This is a genomic window from Pseudomonas sp. Fl5BN2, from assembly GCF_009908205.1.
In the GTDB taxonomy this organism is placed as follows: Bacteria; Pseudomonadota; Gammaproteobacteria; order Pseudomonadales; family Pseudomonadaceae; genus Aquipseudomonas.
The window spans coordinates 74765-101298 of the sequence record NZ_JAAARL010000022.1; the positions used below are offsets into that span (position 1 = coordinate 74765).

23 protein-coding genes are annotated in these 26534 nt (G+C 61.3%); 17 read left to right on the top strand and 6 right to left on the bottom strand.

Annotation, left to right across the window (positions count from 1 at the left end):
- Positions 1-168: 168 nt before the first annotated feature.
- Positions 169-1704, bottom strand: a complete 1536-nt coding sequence (locus GV819_RS26235) for an AhpA/YtjB family protein (protein ID WP_161758961.1) — start codon at positions 1702-1704, stop codon at positions 169-171.
- 133 nt (positions 1705-1837) lie between these two features.
- Here GV819_RS26235 and serB point away from each other — a divergent pair, with 133 nt between their 5' ends.
- Positions 1838-3052 (top strand): phosphoserine phosphatase SerB, encoded by a 1215-nt coding sequence (gene serB / locus GV819_RS26240; protein ID WP_161758962.1) that lies wholly within the window; start codon positions 1838-1840, stop codon positions 3050-3052.
- 85 nt (positions 3053-3137) lie between these two features.
- On the opposite strand, the gene asd is transcribed toward serB, so the two are convergent.
- The 3 genes from asd to GV819_RS26255 are packed head-to-tail and all read right to left on the bottom strand — an operon-like array spanning position 3138 to position 6414.
- Entirely contained in the window at positions 3138-3998 is an 861-nt protein-coding gene (asd, locus tag GV819_RS26245) for an archaetidylserine decarboxylase (protein WP_161758963.1), read from the bottom strand.
- A gap of 18 nt (positions 3999-4016) precedes the next feature.
- Positions 4017-4832 (bottom strand): rhodanese-like domain-containing protein, encoded by an 816-nt coding sequence (locus GV819_RS26250; RefSeq protein ID WP_161758964.1) that lies wholly within the window; start codon positions 4830-4832, stop codon positions 4017-4019.
- Positions 4833-4875: 43 nt separating this feature from the next.
- The gene (locus GV819_RS26255) at positions 4876-6414 is read right to left on the bottom strand and encodes an HDOD domain-containing protein (protein WP_161758965.1); all 1539 of its coding nucleotides are present in this window, start codon (positions 6412-6414) and stop codon (positions 4876-4878) included.
- Between the two features lie 166 nt (positions 6415-6580).
- On the opposite strand from GV819_RS26255, the gene motA reads away from it, so the two are divergent.
- The gene (gene motA, locus GV819_RS26260; protein ID WP_161758966.1) at positions 6581-7432 is read left to right on the top strand and encodes a flagellar motor stator protein MotA; all 852 of its coding nucleotides are present in this window, start codon (positions 6581-6583) and stop codon (positions 7430-7432) included.
- Between the two features lie 3 nt (positions 7433-7435).
- Positions 7436-8548 carry a flagellar motor protein MotB gene (motB, locus tag GV819_RS26265; protein WP_161758967.1) on the top strand — a complete coding sequence of 371 codons (1113 nt, stop codon included), beginning with the start codon at positions 7436-7438 and terminating at the stop codon, positions 8546-8548.
- 52 nt (positions 8549-8600) lie between these two features.
- On the opposite strand, the gene rsgA is transcribed toward motB, so the two are convergent.
- Positions 8601-9632 carry a small ribosomal subunit biogenesis GTPase RsgA gene (gene rsgA, locus GV819_RS26270; protein ID WP_161758968.1) on the bottom strand — a complete coding sequence of 344 codons (1032 nt, stop codon included), beginning with the start codon at positions 9630-9632 and terminating at the stop codon, positions 8601-8603.
- 108 nt (positions 9633-9740) lie between these two features.
- Between rsgA and orn the strand changes: the two genes are divergently transcribed.
- On the top strand, positions 9741-10283 hold the full coding sequence (gene orn / locus GV819_RS26275; RefSeq protein WP_053277194.1) for an oligoribonuclease: 543 nt from the start codon (positions 9741-9743) through the stop codon (positions 10281-10283).
- Positions 10284-10398: 115 nt separating this feature from the next.
- Positions 10399-11013 (top strand): trimeric intracellular cation channel family protein, encoded by a 615-nt coding sequence (locus GV819_RS26280; RefSeq protein WP_177431252.1) that lies wholly within the window; start codon positions 10399-10401, stop codon positions 11011-11013.
- Here GV819_RS26280 and queG read toward each other — a convergent pair.
- Positions 10995-12074, bottom strand: a complete 1080-nt coding sequence (gene queG, locus GV819_RS26285; protein WP_161758969.1) for a tRNA epoxyqueuosine(34) reductase QueG — start codon at positions 12072-12074, stop codon at positions 10995-10997. The two genes, GV819_RS26280 and queG, sit on opposite strands and share 19 nt — an antisense overlap.
- Before the next feature lie 63 nt (positions 12075-12137).
- Between queG and GV819_RS26290 the strand changes: the two genes are divergently transcribed.
- From GV819_RS26290 to GV819_RS26345, 12 genes are all read left to right on the top strand, one after another.
- Entirely contained in the window at positions 12138-12998 is an 861-nt protein-coding gene (locus GV819_RS26290; RefSeq protein ID WP_161758970.1) for an NAD(P)H-hydrate dehydratase, read from the top strand.
- Entirely contained in the window at positions 12986-13456 is a 471-nt protein-coding gene (gene tsaE, locus GV819_RS26295) for a tRNA (adenosine(37)-N6)-threonylcarbamoyltransferase complex ATPase subunit type 1 TsaE (protein WP_161758971.1), read from the top strand. Before GV819_RS26290 ends, tsaE begins: the two co-directional genes overlap by 13 nt.
- 3 nt (positions 13457-13459) lie before the next feature.
- Complete coding sequence (locus GV819_RS26300) at positions 13460-14887, top strand: N-acetylmuramoyl-L-alanine amidase (RefSeq protein WP_218579776.1); 1428 nt, start codon at positions 13460-13462, stop codon at positions 14885-14887.
- Positions 14884-16794, top strand: coding sequence for a DNA mismatch repair endonuclease MutL (gene mutL / locus GV819_RS26305; protein WP_161758973.1), 1911 nt, complete (start codon positions 14884-14886; stop codon positions 16792-16794). The genes GV819_RS26300 and mutL overlap by 4 nt, the downstream gene beginning before the upstream one ends.
- Entirely contained in the window at positions 16794-17765 is a 972-nt protein-coding gene (gene miaA / locus GV819_RS26310; RefSeq protein WP_161758974.1) for a tRNA (adenosine(37)-N6)-dimethylallyltransferase MiaA, read from the top strand. Before mutL ends, miaA begins: the two co-directional genes overlap by 1 nt.
- A 92-nt stretch (positions 17766-17857) precedes the next feature.
- Positions 17858-18118: an RNA chaperone Hfq gene (gene hfq / locus GV819_RS26315; RefSeq protein WP_007921378.1), complete on the top strand. Its 261-nt coding sequence runs from the start codon at positions 17858-17860 to the stop codon at positions 18116-18118.
- A gap of 12 nt (positions 18119-18130) precedes the next feature.
- Positions 18131-19432 (top strand): ribosome rescue GTPase HflX, encoded by a 1302-nt coding sequence (gene hflX / locus GV819_RS26320; protein ID WP_161758975.1) that lies wholly within the window; start codon positions 18131-18133, stop codon positions 19430-19432.
- 96 nt (positions 19433-19528) lie between these two features.
- Complete coding sequence (hflK, locus tag GV819_RS26325; protein WP_161758976.1) at positions 19529-20707, top strand: FtsH protease activity modulator HflK; 1179 nt, start codon at positions 19529-19531, stop codon at positions 20705-20707.
- Positions 20707-21576, top strand: a complete 870-nt coding sequence (gene hflC, locus GV819_RS26330; RefSeq protein ID WP_161758977.1) for a protease modulator HflC — start codon at positions 20707-20709, stop codon at positions 21574-21576. Before hflK ends, hflC begins: the two co-directional genes overlap by 1 nt.
- Positions 21577-21867: 291 nt before the next feature.
- On the top strand, positions 21868-23055 hold the full coding sequence (locus tag GV819_RS26335; RefSeq protein WP_161758978.1) for an ATP phosphoribosyltransferase regulatory subunit: 1188 nt from the start codon (positions 21868-21870) through the stop codon (positions 23053-23055).
- A 54-nt stretch (positions 23056-23109) separates the two neighbouring features.
- Positions 23110-24399: an adenylosuccinate synthase gene (locus tag GV819_RS26340; protein WP_010213605.1), complete on the top strand. Its 1290-nt coding sequence runs from the start codon at positions 23110-23112 to the stop codon at positions 24397-24399.
- A 138-nt stretch (positions 24400-24537) separates the two neighbouring features.
- The gene (locus tag GV819_RS26345; protein ID WP_161758979.1) at positions 24538-26472 is read left to right on the top strand and encodes a methyl-accepting chemotaxis protein; all 1935 of its coding nucleotides are present in this window, start codon (positions 24538-24540) and stop codon (positions 26470-26472) included.
- Positions 26473-26534 lie beyond the last annotated feature (62 nt).

Sequence of the window (26534 nt, forward strand, 5' to 3'; positions counted from 1 at the left end):
TCTGCAGTGGGCGTGTCTGGTCGATTGCCTTCGCCGGCAAGCCGGCTCCTACGCAGTCCGCCGGGGCTGTTGTAGGAGCTGGCTTGCCAGCGAAGGGCGCCACGCCGCCCGCCACCCAGGCACAAAAAAGCCCGCACTGGGCGGGCGTTTTCTTGCACGGTTTCAGCCTTACAGCTTGGCCCGTGTCTCGTGCATGCGCGCCAGTTGCCGTTCCAGCATCGACGGATAAGGCTCCATCAATCGTTCGACACAGCAGGCACCTTCCGGGCTGGCGATAGGGCGGATACGTGCTCGCTGACGAATCAGTGCATCATCGTTGATCTTGCGCTCTACCAGCAGCAGGTTGCGGCTGTGTTGGGACAGTGCCAGGGCATCCTGGGCGGTCTCGGTCAGCAGCAGGTCGATCTGGCTCAGGCCGAACAATTCATCGCCCAGGGTCAGGCCCAGCTGCAGTTGCAGGGTGATGCCGCTGTCGGCCACTTCGATCTGCAGGGCATGGCCCAGGGCGCGCAGCAGCTCGCCACAGCAGATGGCATTGGTCAGGTAGTCGTCGCCGCTGTCTTCGCTGTGGAACAGCATCAGCGTGCTGCCGTCGTTCAGGGTGTGCAGCTCGCTCTGGTACAGCGAGGCCGCCTGATCGAGGCAATCGCGATAGCGTTCCAGCAATTCCATCAGGCGCGCGCGTGGCAGGCGCCGCAGTTGTTCCTGAGCACCCAGTTGCACCGCGAGCACCGCACTGTGCTGAGGCTGTTTCGGGGCTTGAGGTTGCGGTTGTGGCTTGGGCGCTGGTGCCGACGAGTGATCGCGCAGGTCGGCGAACGGGTCTTCCTCGTCCAGCTCGTCTTCCTCAGCGCTGACCTGGTGTCGTGGCGCAGGCTTGAGGCCGGCCACCGGGGCGCTTTCATCAAAGCTCGGATCGCGCAGGTTGCGCACTTCGAACGCCGGTTCGTCTGCCTCGGTGTCCTGGTAATCCTCTTCTTCGTCTTCTGGCTGAGGTTCCGGCTCCGGCTTTTCCGGCACCAGGCGCGCGTGTAGTTGGCGCGCCAGGTCACCGATTTCGTCCTGGCGCTGAGTGGCCGGAGTGTGTTCATCCAGGTCCCGCAGCCAGACTCGCAGTTGCAGCAGTGGGGTGGAGATGTGGCGTCCCAGGCGCAGGCTCAGGGCCAATGCCAGGGCCAGCAGGATGGCGCTGAGAATCCCCATGCTCTGCAGGCTGATGGTCATCGGCTGCTGGAATTGCGCCATGTCCAGGCTGATCCGCAGGTTGCCGGCAGTCACGTCCTGGAAGGTGATCTTGGTTTGGTACACGCCCTCGGTTTCACCCAGCAGGCTGCTCTTTGGGCGTTGGCCGGCTTCGGCGAGGATGCGGTTGTCGACGCTATAGATTGCCGCGTGGGCTACCAGCGGGTTCTTGGTCAGGTTGTTGAGCAGGACATTGAGGCTGAGGATGTCATTGGACACCAGTAGCTCGGTGGCCGAAGTGGCGGTCTGGGTGGTCAGGCTCTGACCCAGGGCGTCGGCCTGTTCATGCATGGCTTGCTTGAACTGCAGGCCCATCACGCCGGCATAGATCACCAGGGCCAGGGCGACCAGGATCACGTTATGGCTGGCAATGCGCAATGCAATCGGCACACGGCGATGACGCAGTGCACGGAAGATCAGCAGGAAGAAGTTATCGGTTTTAACTGGCGTGGGCCGGTTCACTGAGCTCGGCTCTTTTGTCCGTGAAGTTGACGCGCAGTATAGCGATAGGCCCTAGGCCGGCAAAGCGCTGGCTGTGCCCGATGGTCACCGAAAGTGGGTAGAATGAGCTTTTTTTCCACCTCGGGGGTGCGCCTTGCGCGAAATTGTCCTGATAAACATCACCGGCGAAGATCGTCCCGGTCTGACTGCGGCCATTACCGGTGTTCTGGCCCAGGGTGGTGTGAACATTCTCGACATTGGTCAGGCGGTTATCCACGACACCCTGTCGTTCGGCATCCTGGTTGAAATTCCGAGCAACGAGCAGAGCTCGTCGGTGCTCAAGGATATTCTGTTCACCGCCTACAAGCTCGACCAGCAGGTCCGCTTCACTCCGGTGTCCGAAGAGGACTACCAGCAATGGGTGGACGGCCAAGGCAAGAAGCGCCATATCGTTACTTTGCTGACCCGCAAGGTCACCGCTGAGCAACTGCAGCGAGTAAGTTCGATTACTGCCCAATATGGCCTGAACATCGACCATATCGATCGCCTGTCCGGGCGTATGCCTCTGGACATGCCGGCGGACCAGGGCAAGGGCTGCATCGAGTTTTCGGTGCGTGGCGAAGCCGCCGACCCACAGGCCTTGCGCGCCGAGTTCCTCAGTGTGGCTCAGGAGCTAAACGTCGATATCGCCTTCCAGGAGGACTCGCTGTTCCGCCGTAACCGGCGCTTGGCGGTGTTCGACATGGATTCGACGCTGATCGAGGCTGAAGTCATCGACGAGCTGGCCAAGGCCGCCGGGGTTGGCGCTCGGGTGGCGGAAATCACCGAGCGGGCAATGGCCGGCGAGCTGGATTTCCGTGCCAGCTTCAAGGAGCGCCTGGCGCTGCTCAAAGGCCTGGACGTGAGCGTTCTGGATGCCATCGGCGCCTCCCTGCGCTTGACCGAAGGTGCGGAAACCCTGTTCGCCGAGCTCAAGCGCCTGGGCTACAAGACCGCGATCCTCTCCGGTGGCTTCACTTACTTCGCCAAGCAGCTGCAGGCCAAGCTGGGCATCGACTATGTGTTCGCCAACGAGTTGGAAGTGGTGGACGGCAAGGTCACCGGCGTGGCCGTGGAGCCGATTGTCGACGCTCAGCGCAAGGCCGATCTGCTGCGTGAACTGGCCCACAAGGAAGGCTTGCGACTGGAGCAGACTATCGCGGTCGGCGACGGCGCCAATGATCTGCCGATGCTGGGCATTGCCGGCTTGGGCGTGGCCTTCCGCGCCAAGCCACTGGTCAAGCAATCGGCCAAGCAGGCGATCTCCACCCTGGGCCTGGATGGCGTGCTGTACCTATTGGGTTTCCGTGATCGTGACGGACAGCTCTGAGTTCCTGCCATCGCGCGAGGGGTGAAACCCTCAGCCCATGAAAAACGCCGCTGATCAGCGGCGTTTTTCATTTAGCGTTGGAGCATCAGGCTTTAGGCAGGCCCATGCCTTGCCCCATCTGCACGGGTGAGCCAGCGGTCAGGTCTTCGGCCCATTTCACCTGGTCCGGGCCAAACAGCACGATGGCGGTGGAGCCCAGTTTGAAGCGGCCCATCTCGGCACCTTTTTCCAGGTGGATTGGCGCTCGGGCGGCTTCGTCGTAACGCACGGTCTTGAGTTCGCGCTTGGGCGGCGTTACCAGGCCGGCCCAGACGGTTTCAATCGACGCGACGATCATTGCACCCACCAGCACCAGTGCCATCGGCCCGCGTTCGGTGTCGAAAATGCACACTACGCGCTCGTTGCGGGCGAACAGTTCGGGAACGTTCTCGGCGGTGGTCTGGTTCACCGAGAAGATCCTCCCAGGCACGTAGACCATTTCCCGCAGGGTACCGGCCAGAGGCATGTGCACCCGGTGGTAGTCCTTGGGCGACAGGTAGATGGTGGCGAAGTCACCGCCCATGAATGGCGCGGCCAGGGCCGGGTCGCCGCCCAGCAGTTCCAGCACGCTGTAGCTGTGGCCCTTGGCCTGGAACACTCGGCCGTGTTCGATCGGGCCCAGTTGGCTGACTGCACCGTCGGCTGGGCTGAGCACTGCGCCCGGAGTCGGGTCCAGCGGCCGGACACCGTCTTTCAGGGCGCGGGTGAAGAAGGCGTTGAAGTGCTCGTAAGCGGTCACGTCCTCCACTTGGGCCTCGGACATGTCCACCTGATACTGCTTGGCGAACCAACTGGTGAAGGCATTCTTGAACCAGCGCACGCGGCACTCGGCAATGCAGCCGGCCAGGCGCGACAGCAGGTGGTGAGGCAGCAGGTACTGGCTGAGGATGAACAAACGCTTTTTCATTGACTGTCCTTAAAAACCTTAAATCTCTACGGGCGTATCGGGATGATTGCCCCATTCGCCCCAGGAACCGGCGTAGCCCTTGACCCGTGGATAACCGAGCGCCTTGGCCACCAGGTAGGTGAAGCCAGAGCGGTGGTGGGTCTGGCAGTGGGTGATCACTTCTTTGTCTTTGCTGATGCCCAGGTCCTTGAGGATCTGCGGCATGTCGAGGCGGATGCGCAGGTGGCGTGCCTGGTCCATGCCGGCGGTCCACTCGAAGTTCACCGCGCCGGGGATGTGTCCGCCTTTGGCGGCCAGGACCTTCTCGCCGGAATACTCCAACGGACCGCGGGCGTCCCAGATCGCCAGGTCGGCAGCGCCGAGGCGGCTTTGCAGGTATTCCCGGGTGGCGATGGGCTCGTCATGCAGGGTCAGCGACACCGGGTTGCCTGCCGAGGCCGGAACTTCGGTGGAAACCGGCAGGCCTTCGCCCAACCAGGCTGTAAGGCCGCCATCCAGATAGTGGTAGCGGCTGTGGCCGATCACGTCCAACAGCCAGATGAAGCGCCCGGCCCAGCCACCGCCCTCGTCGTCATAGACCACATAGACGGCGTCCGGGGTGTGTCCGAGTTCGCCAAACAGCGTTTCGAGGGTGGACTGTGACGGTAGCAGCCCAGGGGCTGGAGCCTGGCCGAGCTGGGTGCGCTTGGGGTCGACGAAGCGTGCCCCGGGAATATGCCCGGTGGCGTAGCGGGCAGCGCTGGTCAGGTCGACCAGGATCAGTTCGCGAGCGTCGAGGCGGGCGAGCAAGTCGCTCGGTTCGATGACCAGCGGCAAGCCAGAGAAGTCAGACATGTCAGGTCCCCAGGGCGCAAAGGGAGAGATTGTAGCGCAAGCGTCATTGGCTGCGGTTGGTAAAGCTGTGCAAGGCCTTTTCGATGCACTGAGCGGTCTTGCCGAACGCCTGGACGCTGATTTCCGAAAACGGTACGCCGCCCTGATCGGCGATCGCCAGCATCAGCACCCGGTCGTTGCACGATAGGGAGCGGATCAGCAGGTGTTCACCGCGGAACAGTTGGCGCAGTGCTCCTGGCAAGTGAGCGGAGAATTGTGCTTTGTTGGCCGGGGTCAGGCGCACCAGGGCGGACTTTTCCAATAGGCGCTGCAGCAGCGTGCTCTGCTTGGCTTGGAACGTCAGGCTGGCAGCTTCCTTGGGCAAGCCGAAGAGCTGTTGTACCCGCAGATGATTCAGGCTGCGATCGACCATCAGTAGCATCACCCGGTGCATGCCGCAGGCGACCAGGGCGTCCCGGGCAAAGCCGGTGAGGTGCACGGCATTGGTAAAGGGGCTGGGGTCCTGCAACAGCTCGCCGCAGAGTTTGCGCCACTTGGCCAGCTCCGCCGCAGTGGGGGCCGGTGCTGGCAGTTCGCCGTGGTGCAGGCGCCGGGTGTTCCAAGGCCAGAGCAGGGCCTGGGCCGGGTGCCAGAGATCGGGCTGGGTGTCGTTGCGAGCGCTTTGTACCGCTTGTTGGTGCAGCTGTTGCTGGACCTGGGCAACGGGAATTTGCAGGTACAGGCTGGTGAGATTCTGCCAGCGTCGGCCGTGAGGACTGTTCCAGGATTGATGCGCAGCCAGTGCCAGGCCGTTGGCCAGCAATACGGTGTTGGCCGGCTGATTGAGCCAGCGTCGCAGGTCGGGGTCGGCGTCCAGGCGCTGTTGTTGGCGCAACGGATTGTCGCTGTCCCGAGCGATCAGCATGGCCTTGGCCAGCAGGTGTTGTTCCTGGGTCAGCACGCGATAGCCCTGCTGGACCCAGATCGGCAAGTGCCAGGCTTGTACCAGGGCCTGGCACATCTCCATCAGGCGCACACCGAACAGCTGTAGTTCGACCTCGCGGGCGGATTCGTGTTTGTAGATGACCCGCAGCTCCCACTCTTCCAGCAGCTTGGGATACACCAGGGCCATGGCCCACAGGGGTGAGAGAAACAGCAGGCTGCCCCAGTGGATGTCTTGCCAGAGCCGTGCCAGGCGTCCGGCAAAGAAACCGTTGGCTTGCTGGCTGGCATGCTGGCTGATCAGTTGGAACTGGCGTAGCGCCTGCGGGATCTGCTGTTCGGGCAGCGTCGGCAGTTGTTCGAGCAATTCCTCGGTGCGCTTGAGGCCCAGGCGGTTGACTGCGATCTCCAGGTTTTCCGCCGGTTCACTCATGCTGCCGTGGGCGTGCCGATTGGCTTCGCGGATCACGCTCAAGGCCAGTGCCGGACTGTTTTGCATCAGGTCGGCAATATCGCGCAGTGAGCTGCGATTGTTGGCAATGGCTGCGCAGACGCGGTCATGGCTGGCTTGCGGTACGGGCAGGCGCACGCCATTAAGGAGTCTTACCCAGGCGTCGAGAGAGGCGGGCGGGGAATGTGGGACGCTGGTTTCATTAGGCATGGTTGGGCGTAATCATCGTTTGCTGTGAACGCGCCCAGAACGGGCCAAACTGGCTTTTCGCCTTAACTGGCTATAGTCTGGCGCAGTTTTGCCGATAAGTAGAAGAAGAGTTTTAAGAACTTCCGAATATGACCTTGAACCCGACTCAGTAAGTACTCCCCTACCTATGGCTAAAATTATCGGCATCATCGTCGTATTCGCGAGCGTGCTCGGCGGATACGTGCTCTCTCACGGCAAAATCGCTGCCCTGATCCAGCCCTTCGAGGTGTTGATCATCGGCGGTGCGGCCTTTGGTGCTTTCCTCCAGGCCAACCCGGGTTATATGACGATGCACGTCATCAAGAAATCCCTGGGAATGTTCAGTTCGCGCTTCACTCACACTTTCTATTTGGAAGTGTTGGGTCTGATCTACGAAATCCTCAACAAGAGCCGCCGTGAAGGCATGATGGCGATTGAGGGGGATATCGAAGACGCCGCGGCCAGCCCGATTTTCGCCAAGTACCCGGCGGTTCTGAAGGACGAGCGCATGACTGCGTTCATCTGTGATTACCTGCGCATCATGTCCTCCGGCAACATGGCTCCCCACGAGTTGGAAGGCCTGTTCGACATGGAGCTGTTCAGCCTCAAGGAAGACCTTGAGCACCCATCCCATGCGGTTACCGGGATTGCCGACGCCATGCCCGGCTTCGGTATCGTCGCGGCGGTACTGGGGATTGTGGTGACCATGGCGTCCCTGGGTGAAGGCGACCAGAAGTCCATCGGTTTGCACGTAGGTGCGGCACTGGTGGGTACCTTCTTCGGTATTCTTGCGGCCTATGGTTTCTTCGGCCCGCTTGCCACTTCGTTGTCCCATGACGCTAAGGAAGAGCTGAATGTCTACGAGGCCATCAAGGCTTCGCTCGTAGCCTCCGCTTCCGGCATGCCGCCTTCGCTGGCGGTGGAGTTCGGGCGCAAGGTCCTGTACCCGGCGCACCGTCCTAGCTTCGCCGAGCTGGAACAAGCGGTTCGCGGTCGCTAAGTCATGGAAAATAATCAGCCGATTATCATCAAGCGCGTCAAGCGCTTCGCTGGCGGGCATCACGGGGGCGCCTGGAAAATCGCCTTCGCCGACTTTGCCACGGCGATGATGGCGTTCTTCCTGGTGCTGTGGTTGCTGTCCACTGCAACTCCGGAACAGAAGATCGCCATTGCCGGTTACTTCAAGGATCCGATCGGCTTCTCTGAAAGCGGCACGCCCTACATTATTGATCTGGGCGGCTCTCCGGAGCTGGCGCCAGATACCACCCTCAACCCCGAGATCAAGTCCCAGCCACAACCGGACAAGGTCACGGTGGATGCCGATCAGGTGGAGGGCATGGCCGAGCAGGTCGAGCGCGAGCGTCTCGAGTTGCTGCTGCAAGAGTTGCAGAACAAGGTCGAAGAGAATCCCCAACTGCAGAAGTTCAAGGATCAGATCCTCTTCGAGATCACCCCGGACGGTCTGCGCATCCAGATCATGGACGCCGAGAACCGGCCGATGTTCGACTCCGGCAGCGCCCGTCTGAAGCCGTATTTCGAAGACATCCTGCTGGCCATGGCCGACACCATCAAGACGGTGCCGAACAAGATCAGCATCAGCGGTCATACCGATGCCAAGCCGTATTCGGGCACTGGCGACTTCGGTAACTGGGAGCTGTCTGCCAACCGTGCCAACGCTGCGCGGCGGGCGTTGGTGGCTGGTGGTTATCCTGATCCGCAAGTGGCACGAGTAGTGGGTTTCGCCTCCTCTGCGCTGTTCGATCGCAAGGATCCGTTCAACCCGGTCAACCGGCGTATCGATATCGTGGTGCTGACCAAGAAGGCGCAGCGCGCCATCGAGGGTGAGCAGACCGATCCGAATGCCCCGGCGCCAGCCCAGGGGAGCGGGGCTCCCGGGGCGGTGCCGGGTGCGGCAACTGATCCGAATGCCCTGCCGCCGGGCAGCGAGTCACTGCCGGCTCATGAAGTGCGCCAGCGGATGAACATCTTTGAAGATGGCGTGCTGAAGATGGATGAGCAGGGTGCGGCAGGTCAGGCGCCAGCTTCCAGGCCGGCTCCGACGGCCCCGACACCCCAGCCTGCGGCGCCACCGGCTGTACCGGGAACGGTGAAGTGACAAATGACAAGGCCGCGAAGATCGCGGCCTTGTCGTTTCTACGGTCGTTCGTTCAGTAGCTGTTGTCGGGCAGGCTGGCGAGGATCGAGCGGTAGCTGTTCATCCGTTGTTGTTGGATGCGCCCATCTTCCAGAGCCTTGAGCAGTGCGCAGCCCGGTTCGCGATCGTGCTTGCAGTCGCGGAAGCGGCAGGTGCCCAGCAAGTCGTTGAACTCGATGAAGCCGGCCTCGACATCGGCCCGGCTGACATGTCCCAGGCCGAATTCACGAATGCCTGGGGAGTCGATCAGTTCACCGCCGCCGGGGAAGTGGAACAACCGCGCGGTAGTCGTGGTGTGGGTGCCCTGCCCGGAAAGCTCGGAGAGTGGGCCGACCCGGGTTTCGACTTCCGGTAGCAGGCTGTTCACCAGGGACGACTTGCCTACCCCGGACTGACCGACGAACACACTGATGCGACCATCCAGCAGGGCTTGCAGTTGTTCCATGCCGTCGCCGTGATGGGCCGAGACTTCCAGCAGTGGATAACCCAGCTGGCGATAGACCGCGAGCAAGGCGTTGAGTGCCGGAGCGTTCTGCTCGTCGATCAGGTCGGCCTTGTTCAATAGCAGCAGTGGCCGGATACCGGCGTGCTCGGCGGCCACCAGGTAACGGTCGATGAGGTTGGCGTGGGGCTCGGGCATGGGCGCAAACACGATCACGATCATGTCGACGTTGGCGGCCACTGGCTTGAGCTGGCCGCGGCTGTCCGGGCGGCACAGCTCGGTGTTGCGCGGCAGTTGCGCGACGATCACCCCGATGCCCTGGTTGCCGGCGCGCCAGACCACTTGATCCCCAGTCACCAGGGCGGGCAGGTTGGCCCGCAAGTGGCAGCGGAACACTTGGCCGGCCAGTTCGCCTTCGCGGGCCTCGACCTCGACCTGAACGCCGAAGTGGGCAATGACCAGGCCGGTCTGTTCCGGGCCCAGGTCGCCACCTTCCAGTGCCTCTACGGCGGAGGACTCGCGTTTGGCAGCGCGAGCAGCGCGCTCACCCTGAATCTTTTCGATGCGCCAGTTTTGGCGGCGATTGAGCTGGCGTTTGGCCATTGGTGTTCCGTGTCGATAATTACGGCGGTTGGGTAAAACGGCGGCGAGTTTAGCACGCCGGGCAGGCCCGCTAGGCTAAACTGCGCAACTACGCCGAGGAGCCCACCCATGCAAAACCCGCAGAACCTGATTTGGATCGATCTGGAAATGACCGGTCTGAACCCTGACACCGACGTCATCATCGAGATGGCGACCATTGTCACCGACAGCAATCTCAACACCTTGGCTGAAGGACCGGTCATCGCCATCCACCAGAGCGACGAAATCCTTGCCGGCATGGATGAATGGAATACCCGCCAGCATGGCGGTTCCGGGCTGACCCAGCGGGTTCGCGAAAGCCGTATCAGCATGGCCGAAGCCGAAGCCCAGACCATTGCCTTCCTGGAGCAATGGGTGCCCAAGGGCAAGTCGCCGATCTGCGGCAACAGCATCTGCCAGGACCGACGCTTCCTCTATCGTCACATGAAGGCCCTGGAAAGCTACTTTCACTACCGCAATCTTGATGTCTCGACCCTCAAGGAGCTGGCTGCTCGCTGGGCTCCGGACGTGCGCGATAGCTTCAAGAAAGGCGGCACCCACCTGGCCCTGGACGATATCCGCGAGTCGATCGCTGAGCTGCAGCATTACCGCAAGCACTTCATCAAGCTCTGATCGCAGGAACCGGCTTGCCGGAGAACGGGCGCGCAGCAAACTCCGCGTCCGTACTTGCCCTCTTTTGGTGCTCGCTTCAACTGAGTAGACTGCGCGCCTTCCTGTAAGGACCGCCATCATGCTGTTGATGCTTTATCTGATTGCCATTACCGCCGAGGCCATGACCGGCGCACTGTCTGCCGGCCGTCGCGGCATGGACTGGTTCGGCGTGGTGCTGATCGCCTGTGTCACCGCGCTGGGGGGCGGTTCGGTCCGTGATGTGCTGCTGGGGCATTACCCGCTGACCTGGGTCAAGCACCCGGAATACCTGGTGCTGACCTCGGTGGCAGCCTTGGTGACGATTTTCATCGCGCCGCTGATGCGCCATCTGCGTTCGCTGTTTTTAGTGCTCGACGCCGTGGGCCTGGTGGCCTTTACCCTGATCGGCTGCATGACCGCTCTGGAGATGGGGCACGGCATGCTGGTGGCTGCGGTCAGCGGGGTGATCACCGGGGTCTTTGGCGGCATCCTCCGGGATATCTTCTGCAACGACATTCCGCTGATCTTCCGTCGCGAACTGTATGCCAGCGTGTCCTTTGCCGCCGCCTGGTGCTACATGCTGTGCATCTACCTGCAACTGCCCAGTGAGCAGTCGATCCTGATCACCCTGTTCGGCGGTTTCCTATTGCGCTTGCTGGCAATTCGTTTTCACTGGGAAATGCCCAAGTTCGTCTACAACGACGAGCATTGACGGTTGGCGTGCTGGGTCAGGGCCCATTGCACATGCTCGCGCACCAACTCCGATGGATAGTCCTGGCGGGCCTTGAGGGCCTCCAGTACCGGAATGCTCGATGGTGCATTGCCCAGGCCCACTGCCAGGTTGCGTAGCCAGCGCTCGTAACCCGCACGGCGTAGCGGTGAGCCCTCGGTGCTGCTGAGGAACTTGTCCTCGTCCCACAGGAACAGTTCCGCCAGTTCCGCGTTGTCCAGGTTGTGTCGAGGCTTGAAGTCACCTTCTCCCGAGGGGCGGGCGAAGCGGTTCCAGGGGCAGACGATCTGGCAATCGTCGCAGCCGAATACCCGATTGCCAATCAGCGGGCGCAGGTCTTCGGGGATGGCATTTTTCAGTTCGATGGTCAGGTAGGAAATGCAGCGCCGCGCATCCAGCACATAGGGGCCGACAAAGGCCTTGGTCGGGCAGATGTCCAGGCAGGCTGTGCAGCGTCCGCAATGCTCGGTGGCATGGGGCGCGTCCACTGGCAGCGGTAGGTCGACGAACAGTTCGCTGAGGAAGAAGTAGCTGCCGGCCTTACGGTTCAGCACCAGGGTGTTCTTGCCGATCCAGCCGAGCCCGGCCTGTTCGGCGATGGCCTTCTCCAGCACGGGCGCGCTGTCGACGAAGGCCCGATAGCCAAAGGGCCCGATGGCTTGCTGGATGCGCTCTGCCAGTTGTTGCACGCGTTTGCGGATCAGCTTGTGGTAGTCGCGGCCCAGGGCGTAGCGCGAGACGTAGGCTTTGGAGGGTTCGGCCAGGCGCTGGGCCATTTGGGTATCGCCGGGGAGGTAGTCCATGCGCAGCGACACCACTCGCAGAGTGCCGGGCACCAATTGGTCGGGGTGGGAGCGTTTGCTGCCGTGGGCGCCCATGTATTCCATCTCGCCGTGGTAGCCGGCGGCGAGCCAACGCTCCAGGTGCTGCTCATGCTCGGCCAGGTCCAGGCCGCTGATGCCGACTTGTTGAAAGCCCAGTTCGCGGCCCCAGTCCTTGATCGATTGGGCGAGAGCGGGGAGATCCTGGGTAATAGCGGGCATGATGCGAGAGAAACCGGGGCTGAGGTGCGTATAATTCTGCCAGACATCGGAGCTTGAAGACGCATGCCGCAGACAAAACACCCTTTACCTGACGTTCAGTTGCTGACTTCCGGCCATTTGCCGCGTCTGAACGTGCGCTCCCGAGATGCTCATAAAGGCCAGTTCGGCCATCTGTTGTTGATCGGTGGCGATCGAGGCTTTGCCGGTGCTGCTTTGTTGAGTGCTGAATGCGCTCTGCGCAGTGGCGCGGGGCTGGTGTCCCTGGCCACTCGCAGCGAACATGTGGCTGCGGCCGGTGCGCGCCTACCGGAAGTCATGACCCTGGGTACCCATTCGGCCAATCAGTTGATGGGGCTGTTGGCACAGGCCAGCGTGGTGGTGGTCGGCCCTGGCCTGGGCCAGGGCGCCTGGGGGCGTAGCCTGTTGTCCGCTGCGGCCAACGCGGCTTTGCCTCAAGTGTGGGATGCCGACGCCTTGAACCTATTGGCGCTGGGCGGTCTGCAACTGCCGACCGGCAGTGTGATCACCCCACATCCCGGGGAGGCAGCTCGTCTGTTGGGTGTTTCCATTGCCGAGGTTCAGAGTGATCGCCCTGCGGCTGTTCGAGCCTTGAGCGAGAAATACGCAGCGATTGCCGTGCTCAAGGGCGCTGGTAGCCTGATCGCCAGTCCCGACGGCCAGTTGGCCCGCTGTGATGCTGGGCATCCGGCGATGGCCACTGCGGGTTTGGGGGATGTGCTCGCGGGGTTGATCGGTGCGTTGCTGGCACAGCGGTTGCCGGCATTCGATGCTGCCTGCCTGGCAGTCTGGCTGCATGCCAGCGCCGGCGAGCTGCAAGGAAAATTGGGCCGTGGGCTGGCGGCCAGTGATCTGATCCCAGCCATTCGTCAGTTGTTGGAGGAGCAATCACCGTGTCTGAGTTAACCCTTTATCTGGCCGACGAGCAGGCCATGGTGGAATTTGGTGCACGTATTGCCCGGGTCACCGGGGGCGTGGGAGTGATTTTTCTGGAGGGCGACCTCGGGGCCGGTAAAACCACCTTGTCTCGGGGGATCATCCGGGGATTGGGGCATGTAGGCGCAGTAAAAAGCCCGACCTTTACCCTGGTAGAGCCCTACGAGATCGGTACGGTGCGGGCCTTTCACTTCGATCTGTACCGTTTGGTCGACCCGGAGGAGCTAGAGTTTCTGGGGATTCGCGACTACTTCGAAGGTGATGCATTGTGCCTTTTGGAATGGCCCCAGCGTGGTGCAGGCTTTTTGCCAAAGCCCGACCTGACCATTACCATTACACCGCATAACAATGGGCGTTCTGTGCATCTGTTGTCTCAGGGCTCGCGAGGCGAGTCCTGGTGTGCCGCTTTGGCGTTGGAATTCAAATAATTGATGGGGTTAGGTATGCGCATTCGCGCGTTGGTTGCTGTCGTAGGACTGTTGCTTACGGCATTGGCCGTCGATGCTGTGGCCGCTACACAGGTTCGCAGTGTCCGCCTGTGGCGGGCACCGGATAACACGCGACTGGTATTCGACTTGTCCGGCCCGGTTCAGCACAGCGTCTTTACCCTGACGGCCCCGGATCGCCTGGTGATCGATATCAATGGCGCGACTCTTGGCGGCCCGCTGAACGTTGCCACGGCCAACACGCCGATTACCGCCATGCGTTCGGCGCAGCGCACCCCCAGCGACCTGCGGGTGGTCATCGACCTGAAAAAAGCCGTCACGCCAAAAAGCTTTACCCTGGCGCCCAACGCCCAGTACGGCAATCGCCTGGTGGTCGACCTGTTCGATAATCCCGCTGACGCCGCGCCACCTGCTGCGCCTCCACCCACTGTCGCGACCGTGCCGGCAGTGCCGGTCACCCCGGTGGAACCAGCGATCAAGCTGCCTCCAGCTCCGGCGGGCAAGCGCGACATCATTGTGGTAATCGACGCCGGTCACGGCGGTGAGGACCCGGGTGCGTCCGGCTCGCGAGGGCAGCATGAGAAAGATGTAGTGTTGGCTATCGCCCGGGAACTGCAGCGTCAGGTCAATGGCCTCAAGGGCTTCCGCGCCGAACTGACCCGTACTGGCGACTACTTCATTCCGTTGCGTGGCCGTACCGAGATCGCTCGGAAGAAGGGTGCTGACCTGTTCGTTTCGATCCACGCTGACGCCGCCCCTTCGGCTGCTGCGTTTGGTGCTTCGGTGTTCGCCTTGTCCGAGCGCGGTGCCACTTCGGAAACTGCCCGCTGGCTGGCGGACAGTGAAAACCGTTCCGACCTGATCGGTGGTGCCGGCAACGTTAGTCTGGATGACAAGGACCGGATGCTGGCGGGGGTGTTGCTGGACCTGTCGATGACCGCGTCCCTGACCTCCAGCCTGAATGTCGGGCAGAAGGTCCTGAACAATATCGGCCGGGTTACGCCGCTGCACAAACAACGGGTGGAGCAGGCCGGGTTCATGGTGCTCAAGTCCCCGGACATCCCGTCGATCCTGGTGGAGACCGGCTTTATCTCCAACTCTAACGAAGCCTCGAAGCTGGCTACCGCCAGCCATCAGCAGGCCTTGGCGCGTTCCATCAGCAGCGGTGTGCGGCAGTTCTTCCAGCAAAACCCACCACCAGGGACGTATATCGCCTGGCTGCGGGATTCCGGAAAAATCGCCCAGGGGCCACGTGATCACCGGGTCAGCCCGGGTGAGACCCTGGCCATGATTGCGGTGCGCTATCAGGTCTCAGCGGCTGCCTTGCGCAACGCCAACAACCTGAAAAGCGACGAGTTGAAAGTGGGGCAGGTCCTGACCGTCCCCGGCACTGAATTGGCGGCCAAGGAATGAGTGATTCGGCAATCAGCGGCGCGCGTATCGAGCTGCTCAGCCCCCGCCTGGCCAACCAGATCGCGGCAGGCGAGGTGGTTGAACGCCCGGCCTCGGTGATCAAGGAGTTGCTGGAAAACAGCCTGGACTCTGGTGCCAAGCGCATCGATGTGGATGTTGAGCAGGCCGGGGTCAAGCTGTTGCGGGTGCGCGACGATGGCAGTGGTATTTCCTCCGACGACCTGCCGCTGGCGCTGGCCCGTCACGCCACCAGCAAGATTCGCGACCTGGAAGACCTGGAGCGGGTAATGAGCCTGGGTTTCCGCGGTGAAGCCTTGGCCTCCATCAGCTCCGTGGCTCGTCTGACCCTGACTTCCCGTACCCGGGATGCCGAGCAGGCCTGGCAGGTGGAAACCGAAGGCCGGGACATGGCTCCGCGAGTACAGCCGGCGGCGCATCCGGTGGGGACTTCGGTGGAAGTGCGTGATCTGTTCTTCAATACTCCGGCCCGGCGCAAGTTCCTCAAGGCGGAGAAGACCGAGTTCGATCACTTGCAGGAAGTGATCAAGCGCCTGGCCCTGGCGCGTTTTGACGTGGCCTTTCATCTGCGGCACAACGGCAAGAGCATCCTCAGCCTGCACGAAGCCAAGGACGACGCGGCGCGTGCCCGGCGTGTGGCAGCGGTCTGTGGCTCGGGCTTTCTGGAGCAGGCGCTGCCCATTGAGGTCGAGCGCAATGGCCTGCATCTATGGGGCTGGGTGGGCTTGCCGACCTTTTCTCGCAGCCAGGCGGACTTGCAGTATTTCTACGTCAATGGACGCGCCGTGCGGGACAAGCTGGTAGCCCACGCGGTGCGCCAGGCTTATCGCGATGTGCTGTTCAACGGCCGGCACCCGACCTTTGTGCTGTTTTTCGAAGTCGATCCTTCGGTGGTCGACGTCAACGTGCATCCGACCAAACACGAAGTGCGCTTCCGTGACGGACGCATGGTGCATGACTTCCTCTATGGCACCTTGCACAGAGCCTTGGGCGATGTGCGTCCCGAGGACCAGTTGGCGGCGCCCGCTGCGGTGGCAGGTATCGTGCGGCCGACCGGTATCGAGGCCGGAGAGTTCGGGCCCCAGGGGGAGATGCGCCTGGCGGCGAATTTGGCCCTAGAGCAGCCGCAGTCCCAGCCGAACCTCAGTGCGCCAGGTACTGGTGCCGGCGCCGGCTACCAATATCAGTACACGCCACGCCCCCAGGCAGTGTTGCCAGCAGCGGAGGCCCAGGGGGCCTATCGCGAGTTTTTTGCGCCATTGCCGGGGGGCGCCGCTGCGGCCCTGCCAGAGGGGCAGGAGGACATTCCCCCATTGGGGTACGCCCTGGCGCAGCTCAAGGGCATCTACATTCTGGCGGAAAACGCCCAGGGCCTGGTGCTGGTGGACATGCACGCGGCTCATGAGCGGATTATGTACGAGCGCTTGAAGGTGGCGATGGCCAGCGAAGGCCTGAGTGGCCAGCCATTGCTGGTGCCGGAGTCGATTGCGGTCAGCCAGCGTGAAGCAGACTGTGCTGAAGAGCATGCCAGCTGGTTCCAGCGCCTGGGCTTCGAGCTGCAGCGCCTTGGGCCCGAGACCCTGGCGATCCGGCAGATCCCGGCGCTGTTGAAGCAGGCCGAGGCCAATCGCCTGGTGCACGATGTGCTCGCAGACCTGATGGAATATGGCACCAGTGACCGGATCCAGGCTCACCTCAATGAGCTGCTGGGGACCATGGCCTGCCACGGAGCGATTCGCGCCAATCGGCGACTGGCCCTGCCGGAAATGAACGGCTTGCTGCGGGATATGGAAAACACCGAACGCAGTGGTCAATGCAACCACGGTCGACCGACCTGGACCCAGATGGGCCTGGACGACCTGGACAAACTCTTTCTGCGCGGCCGTTGATGACTCAGCTTCCTCCAGCGATTTTCCTCATGGGCCCGACCGCTGCGGGCAAGACCGATCTGGCCATAGAGCTGACCAAGGTGCTGCCTTGCGAGCTGATCAGCGTCGACTCGGCATTGGTCTATCGCGGCATGGACATTGGTACCGCCAAGCCCTCCAAGGAGTTGCTGGCGCAGTTTCCCCACCGTCTGATCGATATCCTTGACCCGTCCGAAAGTTACTCTGCGGCGGATTTTCGCACCGATGCCCTGGCGGCCATGGCGGATATCACCTCGCGGGGCAAGATCCCGCTGCTGGTGGGCGGCACCATGTTGTATTACAAGGCGCTGCTGGAAGGTTTGGCGGACATGCCTCCGGCGGATCCCAGTGTGCGTGCCGAGCTTGAAGACGAGGCTGCACGCCTTGGCTGGCAAGCGCTGCATGACCAGTTGGCGGTGGTTGATCCAGAGTCTGCGGCCAGGATCCACCCTAATGATCCCCAGCGCCTGACCCGGGCGCTGGAAGTCTATCGGGTCAGCGGCTTGACAATGACTGCCCATCGCCAGCGTCAATTGGCGCAAAGTACTGAAGCAGGCGCATCGGGACGCAGTCAATTGCCCTATACTGTCGCGAATCTGGCCATCGCTCCGGCGAATCGCCAGGTACTGCACCAGCGTATTGCACAAAGATTCACACAAATGTTGGAACAGGGATTCATTGACGAGGTCGTAGCTCTGCGTTCGAGAAGTGACCTGCATGCCGGGTTGCCGTCTATACGTGCAGTGGGCTACCGCCAAGTCTGGGATCATCTGGATGGCAAGCTGACGTCAGCCGAAATGCAGGAGCGGGGCATCATTGCCACGCGCCAATTGGCGAAGCGCCAGTTCACCTGGTTACGCAGTTGGGCTGACCTGCAATGGTTGGACAGCCTGGATTGCGACAATCTGCCACGCGCCTTGAAATACTTGGGGACGATCTCCATATTGAGCTGAGTCCTTGTAATTGCCGTCTATCCTTGGGGGTGTGACGGCTTTAGCCACCTGTTTTCCGATTTTTATTATTGATCCTTAAAGGAGTGCGGCACATGTCAAAAGGGCATTCGCTACAAGACCCTTACTTGAATACATTGCGTAAAGAGAAGGTTGGGGTTTCCATCTATTTGGTCAACGGGATCAAACTGCAAGGCACGATCGAGTCGTTTGACCAGTTCGTTATCCTGCTGAAAAACACCGTCAGCCAAATGGTTTACAAGCACGCTATCTCGACAGTAGTTCCAGTTCGCCCGATTCGTCTGCCTAGCGCATCCGAATCCGAACAGGGTGACGCTGAGCCAGGTAACGCCTGATAGGAGTCTCCTTTGTTCTTTGAGCGCCACGGTGGTGGTGAACGGGCCATTCTCGTTCACTTGGATGGTCAGGACCCTGAGGCGCGCGAAGATCCGCAGGAGTTTCAGGAGCTGGCAATATCGGCCGGCGCCGAGACCGTCGCGTTTGTAAACGTGCCGCGTCATCGGCCAACCGCCAAATACCTGGTTGGCAGCGGCAAGGTCGAGGAATTACGCGACCTGGTCAACGCCGAACAGGTAGATCTGGTGATTTTCAATCACATCCTCACGCCCAGTCAGGAACGTAACCTCGAACGTGTATTCGAGTGTCGCGTGATTGATCGCACGGGCCTGATTCTCGATATCTTCGCTCAGCGCGCACGCACTCATGAAGGCAAGCTCCAGGTTGAACTGGCCCAGCTTGAACACATGAGTACGCGATTGGTTCGCGGCTGGACTCACCTTGAACGGCAGAAAGGCGGTATCGGTCTGCGCGGTCCAGGTGAAACCCAGTTGGAAACTGACCGACGCCTGCTGCGAGTGCGTCTGCGGCAGATCAAGGCACGCCTGGAAAAGGTTCGCAGTCAGCGTGAGCAATCCCGTCGAGGGCGCAAGCGCGCCGACATTCCGACGGTATCGCTGGTGGGGTATACCAACGCCGGCAAGTCGACCCTGTTCAATGCGGTGACCGAATCCGACGTGTACGCGGCCGACCAGCTTTTCGCCACGCTCGATCCGACTTTGCGCCGGCTCGAGCTGGATGATCTGGGGCCGATCGTGCTGGCTGATACCGTGGGCTTCATCCGCCACTTGCCGCACAAATTGGTGGAAGCGTTTCGGGCTACGCTCGAAGAGTCGAGCAACTCCGACTTGCTGCTTCATGTGATCGACGCCCATGAGCCTGAGCGCATGGCCCAAATCGAGCAGGTGATGGTGGTGCTGGGGGAAATCGGGGCTCAAGACTTGCCGATCCTGGAGGTCTATAACAAACTCGATTTGCTCGAGGGCGTTGAGCCACAGATCCAGCGAGACCCCGACGGCAAGCCGCAGCGGGTCTGGTTATCGGCTCGTGACGGCCAGGGACTGGATTTGCTCAAGCAGGCCATGGCGGAGCTGTTGGGCGAAGATTTGTTCGTGGGCACCTTGCGCTTGCCTCAGCGTTTTGCTCGACTGCGAGCACAGTTTTTCCAGTTGAATGCTGTGCAGAAGGAAGAACACGACGACGAGGGTGTCAGTTTGCTGGCCGTGCGCCTGCCGCGAGCCGAGTTGAATCGGCTGGTCAGTCGCGAAGGTATGCAGCCGTCCGAATTCATCGAGCAACACACTTTGCAATAAAAGCCTGGGCAAGCGGTTGTGCCGCTGTAGCAGGCATTCTGTAGCATTGGTCGGCGCGCCGTGGGTGCGTCTTTGCTTTATCAGATGGAGAGCGCTATGGCTTGGAATGAGCCGGGTGGCAACTCGAATAATCAGGACCCTTGGGGTGGTAAACGCCGCAATAACGGCGATCGCAAGGGGCCACCAGATCTTGACGAGGCCTTCCGTAAGCTGCAGGAAAGCCTGAATGGGTTGTTCGGTGGTGGTAAGAAACGTGGTGGCGATGGCGGTAGCTCCGGCAAGGGCGGTGGTTTCGGCTTGCTGGGTATTGGCCTTGTCGTGCTGGCGGCCGTGTGGCTGTACAGCGCGGTGTATGTCGTCGACGAGCAGGAGCAGGCCGTGGTGCTGCGCCTCGGCAAATACTACGAGACTGTCGGGCCGGGTCTGAACATCTACTTCCCGCCGCTGGATCGCAAGTACATGGAGAACGTCACGCGTGAGCGTGCCTATACCAAGCAAGGGCAGATGCTCACCGAGGACGAGAACATCGTCGAAGTGCCGCTGACCGTGCAGTACAAGATCAGCAACCTGCAAGACTTCGTGCTGAACGTCGATCAGCCGGAAATCAGCTTGCAACATGCGACTGACAGTGCCTTGCGCCACGTGGTGGGTTCCACCGCAATGGACCAGGTACTGACCGAAGGCCGTGAGCTGATGGCCAGCGAGATCAAGGAGCGTCTGCAACGTTTCCTCGACAACTATCGCACCGGTATCACCGTGACTCAGGTGAACGTACAGAGCGCAGCCGCACCGCGTGAAGTGCAGGAAGCCTTTGATGACGTGATCCGTGCTCGTGAGGATGAGCAGCGTTCGCGTAACCAGGCCGAGACCTATGCCAACGGCGTTGTTCCGGAAGCTCGTGGTCAGGCCCAGCGCATCCTCGAGGATGCCAACGGTTATCGTGATGAGGTGGTATCGCGGGCCAAAGGTGAGGCGGATCGCTTTACCAAGCTGGTTGCCGAGTACCGCAAGGCTCCTGAAGTCACACGTCAGCGTTTGTACCTGGACACCATGCAGGAAGTTTTCAGCAATACCAGCAAGGTCCTGGTGACTGGCAGCAAGGGTGGGCAGAACAACCTGCTTTACCTGCCGCTGGACAAGATGATCGACAGTGGTCGTAGCGGTGGCACTCCGGTAACGGGCTCGGCTTCTGCGGCCAGCAATGAAGCGAATGCGCGTGCGGCGGCTGATCATATGCAGCAACAGCAGCAGACGCGTTCTAGGGAGAGTCGCTGATGAGCAATAAATCGCTGATCGCCCTGATCGTGGGCGTTGTCGTGGCGGTGGTTGCCTGGAACAGCTTCTACATCGTCGCTCAGACCGAGCGCGCGGTGTTGCTGCAGTTCGGTCGTGTGGTCCAGGCGGATGTCCAGCCTGGCCCGCATTGGAAAGTGCCCTACATCAACCAGGTCCGTAAGTTCGATGCGCGCCTGATGACTTTGGATGCACCGACGCAGCGTTTCCTGACCCTGGAAAAGAAAGCCGTGATGGTTGATGCCTACGCCAAGTGGCGGGTGAAAGATGCCGAGCGCTTCTATACCGCGACTTCCGGTCTCAAGCAGATTGCCGACGAGCGTCTTTCCCGTCGTCTGGAATCGGGCCTGCGTGACCAGTTTGGTAAGCGCACCCTGCATGAGGTGGTTTCCGGTGAGCGTGATGCGCTGATGGCGGATATCACTGCTTCGCTGAACAAGATGGCGGAAAAGGAACTGGGTATCGAAGTGGTCGATGTCCGGGTCAAGGCTATCGATCTGCCGAAGGAAGTGAACCGCAGCGTGTTCGAGCGTATGAGCACCGAGCGTGAGCGTGAGGCTCGTGAGCACCGTGCCAAGGGTAACGAACTGGCGGAAGGCATCCGTGCCGACGCTGATCGTCAGCGTCGCGTGCTGCTGGCTGAAGCTTATCGTGAGTCTGAAGAGGCGCGCGGTGATGGTGATGCGCAGGCAGCGGCGATCTACGCCAAGGCCTACGGTCAGGACCAGGAGTTCTACGCGTTCTACCGTAGCCTGCGTGCCTACCGTGAAAGCTTCGCGAACAAATCCGACGTCATGGTTCTGGATCCAAGCAGCGACTTTTTCCACTATCTGGAAAAGTCCAAGCCTTGATCCGCCCCTGACCTAGGGGCACCCCGCCGGGCGGCTAAAACGCCTCGCGGGGTGATCCTTTGGAAAAACGGGTGTATGATGCGGCAGCCGGGAAATTCCCGGCTTTTTTGCGTCTGCATCTTTGATTGGTCGTGGTTCGTTCAGAGCCCGGCGAGATTTTTCGAGGAAAATGGTCTGTACAGCTGATTCCTGGCTGCCTGTCCGGCTGAGCTCGCGTCGGATGCGATTGTTTTCTGCTTCACTCTAAGGCTGGCCCCAGGCTTGCCGCCCGGACCATAGGGGAATGGCGTAATGGCAACGGTAGACCGCTGGCTGCTGCCAGATGGCATCGAAGAAGTACTGCCGCCGGAAGCGGCGCGCATCGAAGTGGCGCGTCGTCAGGTGTTGGATCTGTTTCAGAGTTGGGGTTACGAGTTCGTCGTCACTCCCCATATCGAATACCTGGAATCCCTGCTGACAGGTGCCGGCCAGGATCTGGATCTGCGTACCTTCAAGGTCATTGACCCGCAGTCGGGCCGGCAGATGGGGTTCCGTGCCGACATCACGCCACAAGTGGCGCGTATCGATGCTCACACCTTGCGCCGTGAAGGGCCGAGCCGTCTGTGCTACGCCGGCAGCGTGCTGCATGCGCAGCCGCGGGCCTTATCGTCCTCACGCAGCCCGATCCAGTTGGGCGCTGAGTTGTATGGCGATGCCAGCCCGAGCAGCGATGTCGAGGTCATCAGCCTGATGCTGGCCATGTTGCAACTGGCCGATGTGCCTGATGTGCATATGGACCTGGGGCACGTGGGTATCTACCGTGGCCTGGCCCAGGCTGCTGGCCTGTCCGGAGCCGTGGAGCAACAGTTGTTCGACGCCCTGCAGCGCAAGGCGATCGATGAAGTCATCAGCCTGACCGAAGGCCTGCCTGCCGATCTGGCGGACATGCTGCGCTCCCTGGTGGACTTGTGTGGCAGTCGCGAAGTGCTGGGCGATGCCCGCCGTCGCTTGGCCGGGGCGCCGACTTCGGTTCTGCTGGCACTGGATGAGTTGCTGACGATTGCCGAGCGCCTGTCGGTGCGGTTCCCGAATTTGCCGTTGTATTTCGATCTCGGCGAGTTGCGCGGCTACCACTACCACACCGGTGTGGTGTTCGCGGTGTTTGTGCCGGGCGTGGGTCAATCCATTGCTCAGGGCGGTCGCTACGATGACATTGGCGCGGATTTCGGGCGTGCCCGTCCAGCGACTGGCTTCTCCACCGATTTGAAAACCCTGGTGACCCTGGGGCGTGCTGAAGTCGAGCTACCGTCTGGCGGTATCTGGATGCCTGACAGCACTGATGCGGCACTCTGGCAGACCGTCTGCCAGTTGCGCAGTGAGGGTCAGCGTGTCGTTCAGGCTCTGCCTGGGCAGCCTTTGGCCGCCGCCCGTGAAGCGGACTGCGACCGGCAATTGATTCAGCAGAATGGGCTTTGGCAAGTATTGCCGCTGGCTTCTTGAGTTTTCCTGCCGGCGGCTGCCGGCACCAAGTTTGCGCGAATGAGGACAAGTGTTATGGGTAAGAATGTCGTAGTCCTGGGCACCCAGTGGGGTGATGAGGGCAAAGGCAAGATCGTTGATCTGCTGACCGAACATGCTGCCGCCGTAGTGCGCTACCAAGGTGGCCACAACGCTGGCCACACCCTGGTCATCGATGGCGAAAAAACCGTCTTGCACCTGATCCCGTCGGGCGTGCTGCGCGAAGGCGTGCAGTGCCTGATCGGCAACGGCGTAGTGGTTGCACCTGACGCTCTGCTGCGTGAGATCACCAAGCTGGAAGAGAAAGGCGTACCGGTGCGCGAGCGCCTGCGTATCAGTCCGTCCTGCCCGCTGATCCTGTCCTTCCACGTTGCGCTGGACCAGGCCCGTGAAAAGGCCCGTGGCGAGCTGAAGATCGGTACGACCGGTCGCGGCATCGGCCCGGCCTACGAAGACAAGGTTGCACGTCGTGGCCTGCGTGTGGGCGATCTGCTCAACATGCCGCGCTTTGAAGACAAACTGCGTGAACTGGTGGATTACCACAACTTCATGCTGGTGGGTTACTACAAAGAGCCGGCCATCGAGTTTGAAAAGACCCTGGCTGAGTGCAAGGAATACGCCGAGCTGCTCAAGCCGTTGATGTTGGACGTCACTGCCGAGCTGCACGACCTGCGTCGCGCCGGTAAAGACATCATGTTCGAAGGCGCCCAAGGCTCCCTGCTGGACATCGACCACGGCACCTATCCGTACGTGACCAGCTCCAACACCACCGCTGGCGGCGTGGCGACCGGTTCGGGCGTTGGCCCGATGTTCCTGGACTACATTCTGGGCATCACCAAGGCCTACACCACTCGCGTAGGTTCGGGCCCGTTCCCGACTGAGCTGTTCGACGAAGTCGGCGCTCACCTGGCCAAGCAAGGTCACGAATTCGGCGCCACCACCGGCCGTGCGCGTCGTTGCGGCTGGTTCGACGCCGTTATCCTGCGTCGCGCTATCGATGTGAACAGCATCTCGGGCATCTGCCTGACCAAGCTGGATGTACTCGACGGCCTGGAAACCATCAACATCTGCATCGGTTACAAAGATGCAGAAGGCAAGGACGTTGCGCCGACCGACGCCGACAGCTACGTAGGCCTGCAGCCTGTGTACGAAGAAGTGCCGGGCTGGACCGAATCGACTGTGGGCGCCAAGACCCTGGAAGAGCTGCCGGCTAACGCCCGTGCCTACATCAAGCGTGTTGAAGAGCTGATCGGCGCGCCGATCGACATTATTTCGACAGGTCCGGACCGCAACGAAACCATCGTTCTGCGTCATCCGTTCGCTTGATAAGTTGTTGATGTAAAGAACAAAGGGCCCTTGATCGGGCCCTTTGTCATTTCTGCGTGCCGCACGGCATGACCCTTGCTGTGAAAATCTCGTCTAGAGTGCCATCAAAACAATGGCGTCAAAGCAGAGGGATTTCCTGTGTCGGCCGTTCTCTCATTGTTACAAAGCCGTTTATTGCGGCCTGTTTTCGTTACTCTCGGTATCGCCCTTTTGGTGCAGGTGCTGCTAGCCGTTGCCCTGACTCGGAGCACGGTGACTGCACTTGAGGCGGACCTGGCTGCTCGTCTGGGTGTTGATAGCCAGAAATTGTCTGGCGAGCTCGAGCAGGCCGCTAAGGAGGTCACCTCCAGCCTGGAGAGTCTGTCCAGCAACACTCGCCAGCGCCTGACTGCCGGCCTGTCTTCGCGACTGAAGGAAGAGCAGGTTCAGTTGCGTGCCGCCCTGGAAAAAGACCTGAAGGACTCCGCCAATGACATGGCTCAGTTGCTGGCATCCGTTGCGCCCAGGGCCATGTGGGACAGTGATGTGCCGACTCTGTCCGAGTTCGCGCGGCGTGCCCAGCGTAATCCCAATGTGCTGTTCGTGGTCTATGACGATGCTGCGGGTGAGCACCTGACTCGCTATTTGAATCGGGAGAATCCAATCAACAAGGCCCTGCTGGAAAAGGGCAATGGTGATCGGGCGCTGGACAAGGTCCTGGATGCGGCTAAAAACGATCCTTCGGTCTACTACCTTGAGGCGTCGATCAACCCCAACGGGGTAGAGATCGGCAAGGTGTTGATGGGGGTGTCGACGGCCTCGGTGGAGGCGGATATCGCCGCGCTGGATCAACGCTTTGGGGTCTTGATCGCCAGCAGCGATCAGTTAGTCGGTGACAGCTTGAAGGGAGCCTCTGCCGACAGTTCGGCGGCGATGCGTTCGCGCTTGCAGTCGGCGCAGGCCACTGCCACAGAAATGCAGGCCAATACTGCGAGCACGGTGCAAAAGGCTGCGGCGACCTTGCGTTGGCAGATTGGTGTTGGCCTGGCGTTGGTGGGCCTGGCCCTGTTGCTGTTGCTGGCGGTGGTGCTGGGGCGACGGGTGGTGAGCAAGCTGCATCTGCTGATCTCGGCACTCAATGATCTGGCGGCGGGCGAGGGGGATCTGACCAAGCGGGTGCCGCTCAACAGCAATGATGAGATCGGTGACATGGCATCGGCAGTGAACCGCTTTGTGGATAAGTTGCAGCCCATCGTGCGTGAGGCGGGTGATGTGGCGCAGCGTACCGGGGTCGAGATCGGTGCCATGAGTCTGCGTAATGCCGGGGCGGATGCTGTGGCCGAGGCGCAGCGCGACGAGGTGGCGGAGAGCTTGCGGGCTTTGTCGCAGATGGCCGATGAGGCTCAGGCGGAAAGCCAGGCGATGCAGGCCGCGCTGCAGCAAGTGGTGGAAATTCGCCAGGCGACTGACGAAACCACGCGCACCTCGGAACAGGTTGGCAGCTTAATCGAGGCCCTGGCGGGGCAGGTGGATACCGGGGCGAAGGTGATCGAGCGGTTGGCTCAACAGAGTGAGCAGATCGAGGTGGTGCTGACGGTAATTCACGGCATTGCCGAGCAGACCAACCTGCTGGCGCTGAACGCGGCAATCGAAGCGGCTCGGGCCGGTGAGACTGGGCGTGGATTTGCCGTGGTGGCAGACGAAGTGCGAGCCCTGGCCAGCAAGACCCAGAGTTCCACTGGCGATATCCAGGCACATATCGGTGCCTTGCAACAAGGCGCGCGGGAGGCGGTGGCAGCTATTGGTCAGGCGGGGCGTCAGGCCAGTGAAGGTTTGCTGGTGTTGCGCGACAGTGCCCGGTTGCAGCAGTCGGTGCAGTCTTCGGTGGAGCAGGTGCATGCCGCCATTGGTCTTGCCACCCAGGCTGCGGCGCATCAGGCTCAAGGCGCGCAGGCGGTGCGTGGGCGGGTGGAAACCATTCATGCCCAGGCCGAGCGCGCCGCCCAGGCCGTGGTGGAAACCACCGCCAGCGGCAAGGTGTTGGACAGCCTGGCGGCGCAGCTCAAGGCCAGCCTGGGACAGTTCCGCGCCTGAGGCTTCGCCGGCAAGTCGGCTCCTGCAGCATCGTGTAGGGGGCGGCTTGCTGGCGAAGGTGC

Excerpts from the sequence above, each read along its gene's own strand:
- asd (WP_161758963.1), bottom strand. The coding sequence starts at position 3,998 with ATGAAAAAGCGTTTGTTCATCCTCAGCCAGTACCTGCTGCCTCACCAC.
- GV819_RS26250 (WP_161758964.1), bottom strand. The coding sequence starts at position 4,832 with ATGTCTGACTTCTCTGGCTTGCCGCTGGTCATCGAACCGAGCGACTTG.
- GV819_RS26255 (WP_161758965.1), bottom strand. The coding sequence starts at position 6,414 with ATGCCTAATGAAACCAGCGTCCCACATTCCCCGCCCGCCTCTCTCGAC.
- motA (WP_161758966.1), top strand. The coding sequence starts at position 6,581 with ATGGCTAAAATTATCGGCATCATCGTCGTATTCGCGAGCGTGCTCGGC.
- motB (WP_161758967.1), top strand. The coding sequence starts at position 7,436 with ATGGAAAATAATCAGCCGATTATCATCAAGCGCGTCAAGCGCTTCGCT.
- rsgA (WP_161758968.1), bottom strand. The coding sequence starts at position 9,632 with ATGGCCAAACGCCAGCTCAATCGCCGCCAAAACTGGCGCATCGAAAAG.
- orn (WP_053277194.1), top strand. The coding sequence starts at position 9,741 with ATGCAAAACCCGCAGAACCTGATTTGGATCGATCTGGAAATGACCGGT.
- queG (WP_161758969.1), bottom strand. The coding sequence starts at position 12,074 with ATGCCCGCTATTACCCAGGATCTCCCCGCTCTCGCCCAATCGATCAAG.
- GV819_RS26290 (WP_161758970.1), top strand. The coding sequence starts at position 12,138 with ATGCCGCAGACAAAACACCCTTTACCTGACGTTCAGTTGCTGACTTCC.
- GV819_RS26300 (WP_218579776.1), top strand. The coding sequence starts at position 13,460 with ATGGGGTTAGGTATGCGCATTCGCGCGTTGGTTGCTGTCGTAGGACTG.
- mutL (WP_161758973.1), top strand. The coding sequence starts at position 14,884 with ATGAGTGATTCGGCAATCAGCGGCGCGCGTATCGAGCTGCTCAGCCCC.
- miaA (WP_161758974.1), top strand. The coding sequence starts at position 16,794 with ATGACTCAGCTTCCTCCAGCGATTTTCCTCATGGGCCCGACCGCTGCG.
- hfq (WP_007921378.1), top strand. The coding sequence starts at position 17,858 with ATGTCAAAAGGGCATTCGCTACAAGACCCTTACTTGAATACATTGCGT.
- hflK (WP_161758976.1), top strand. The coding sequence starts at position 19,529 with ATGGCTTGGAATGAGCCGGGTGGCAACTCGAATAATCAGGACCCTTGG.
- hflC (WP_161758977.1), top strand. The coding sequence starts at position 20,707 with ATGAGCAATAAATCGCTGATCGCCCTGATCGTGGGCGTTGTCGTGGCG.
- GV819_RS26335 (WP_161758978.1), top strand. The coding sequence starts at position 21,868 with ATGGCAACGGTAGACCGCTGGCTGCTGCCAGATGGCATCGAAGAAGTA.
- GV819_RS26340 (WP_010213605.1), top strand. The coding sequence starts at position 23,110 with ATGGGTAAGAATGTCGTAGTCCTGGGCACCCAGTGGGGTGATGAGGGC.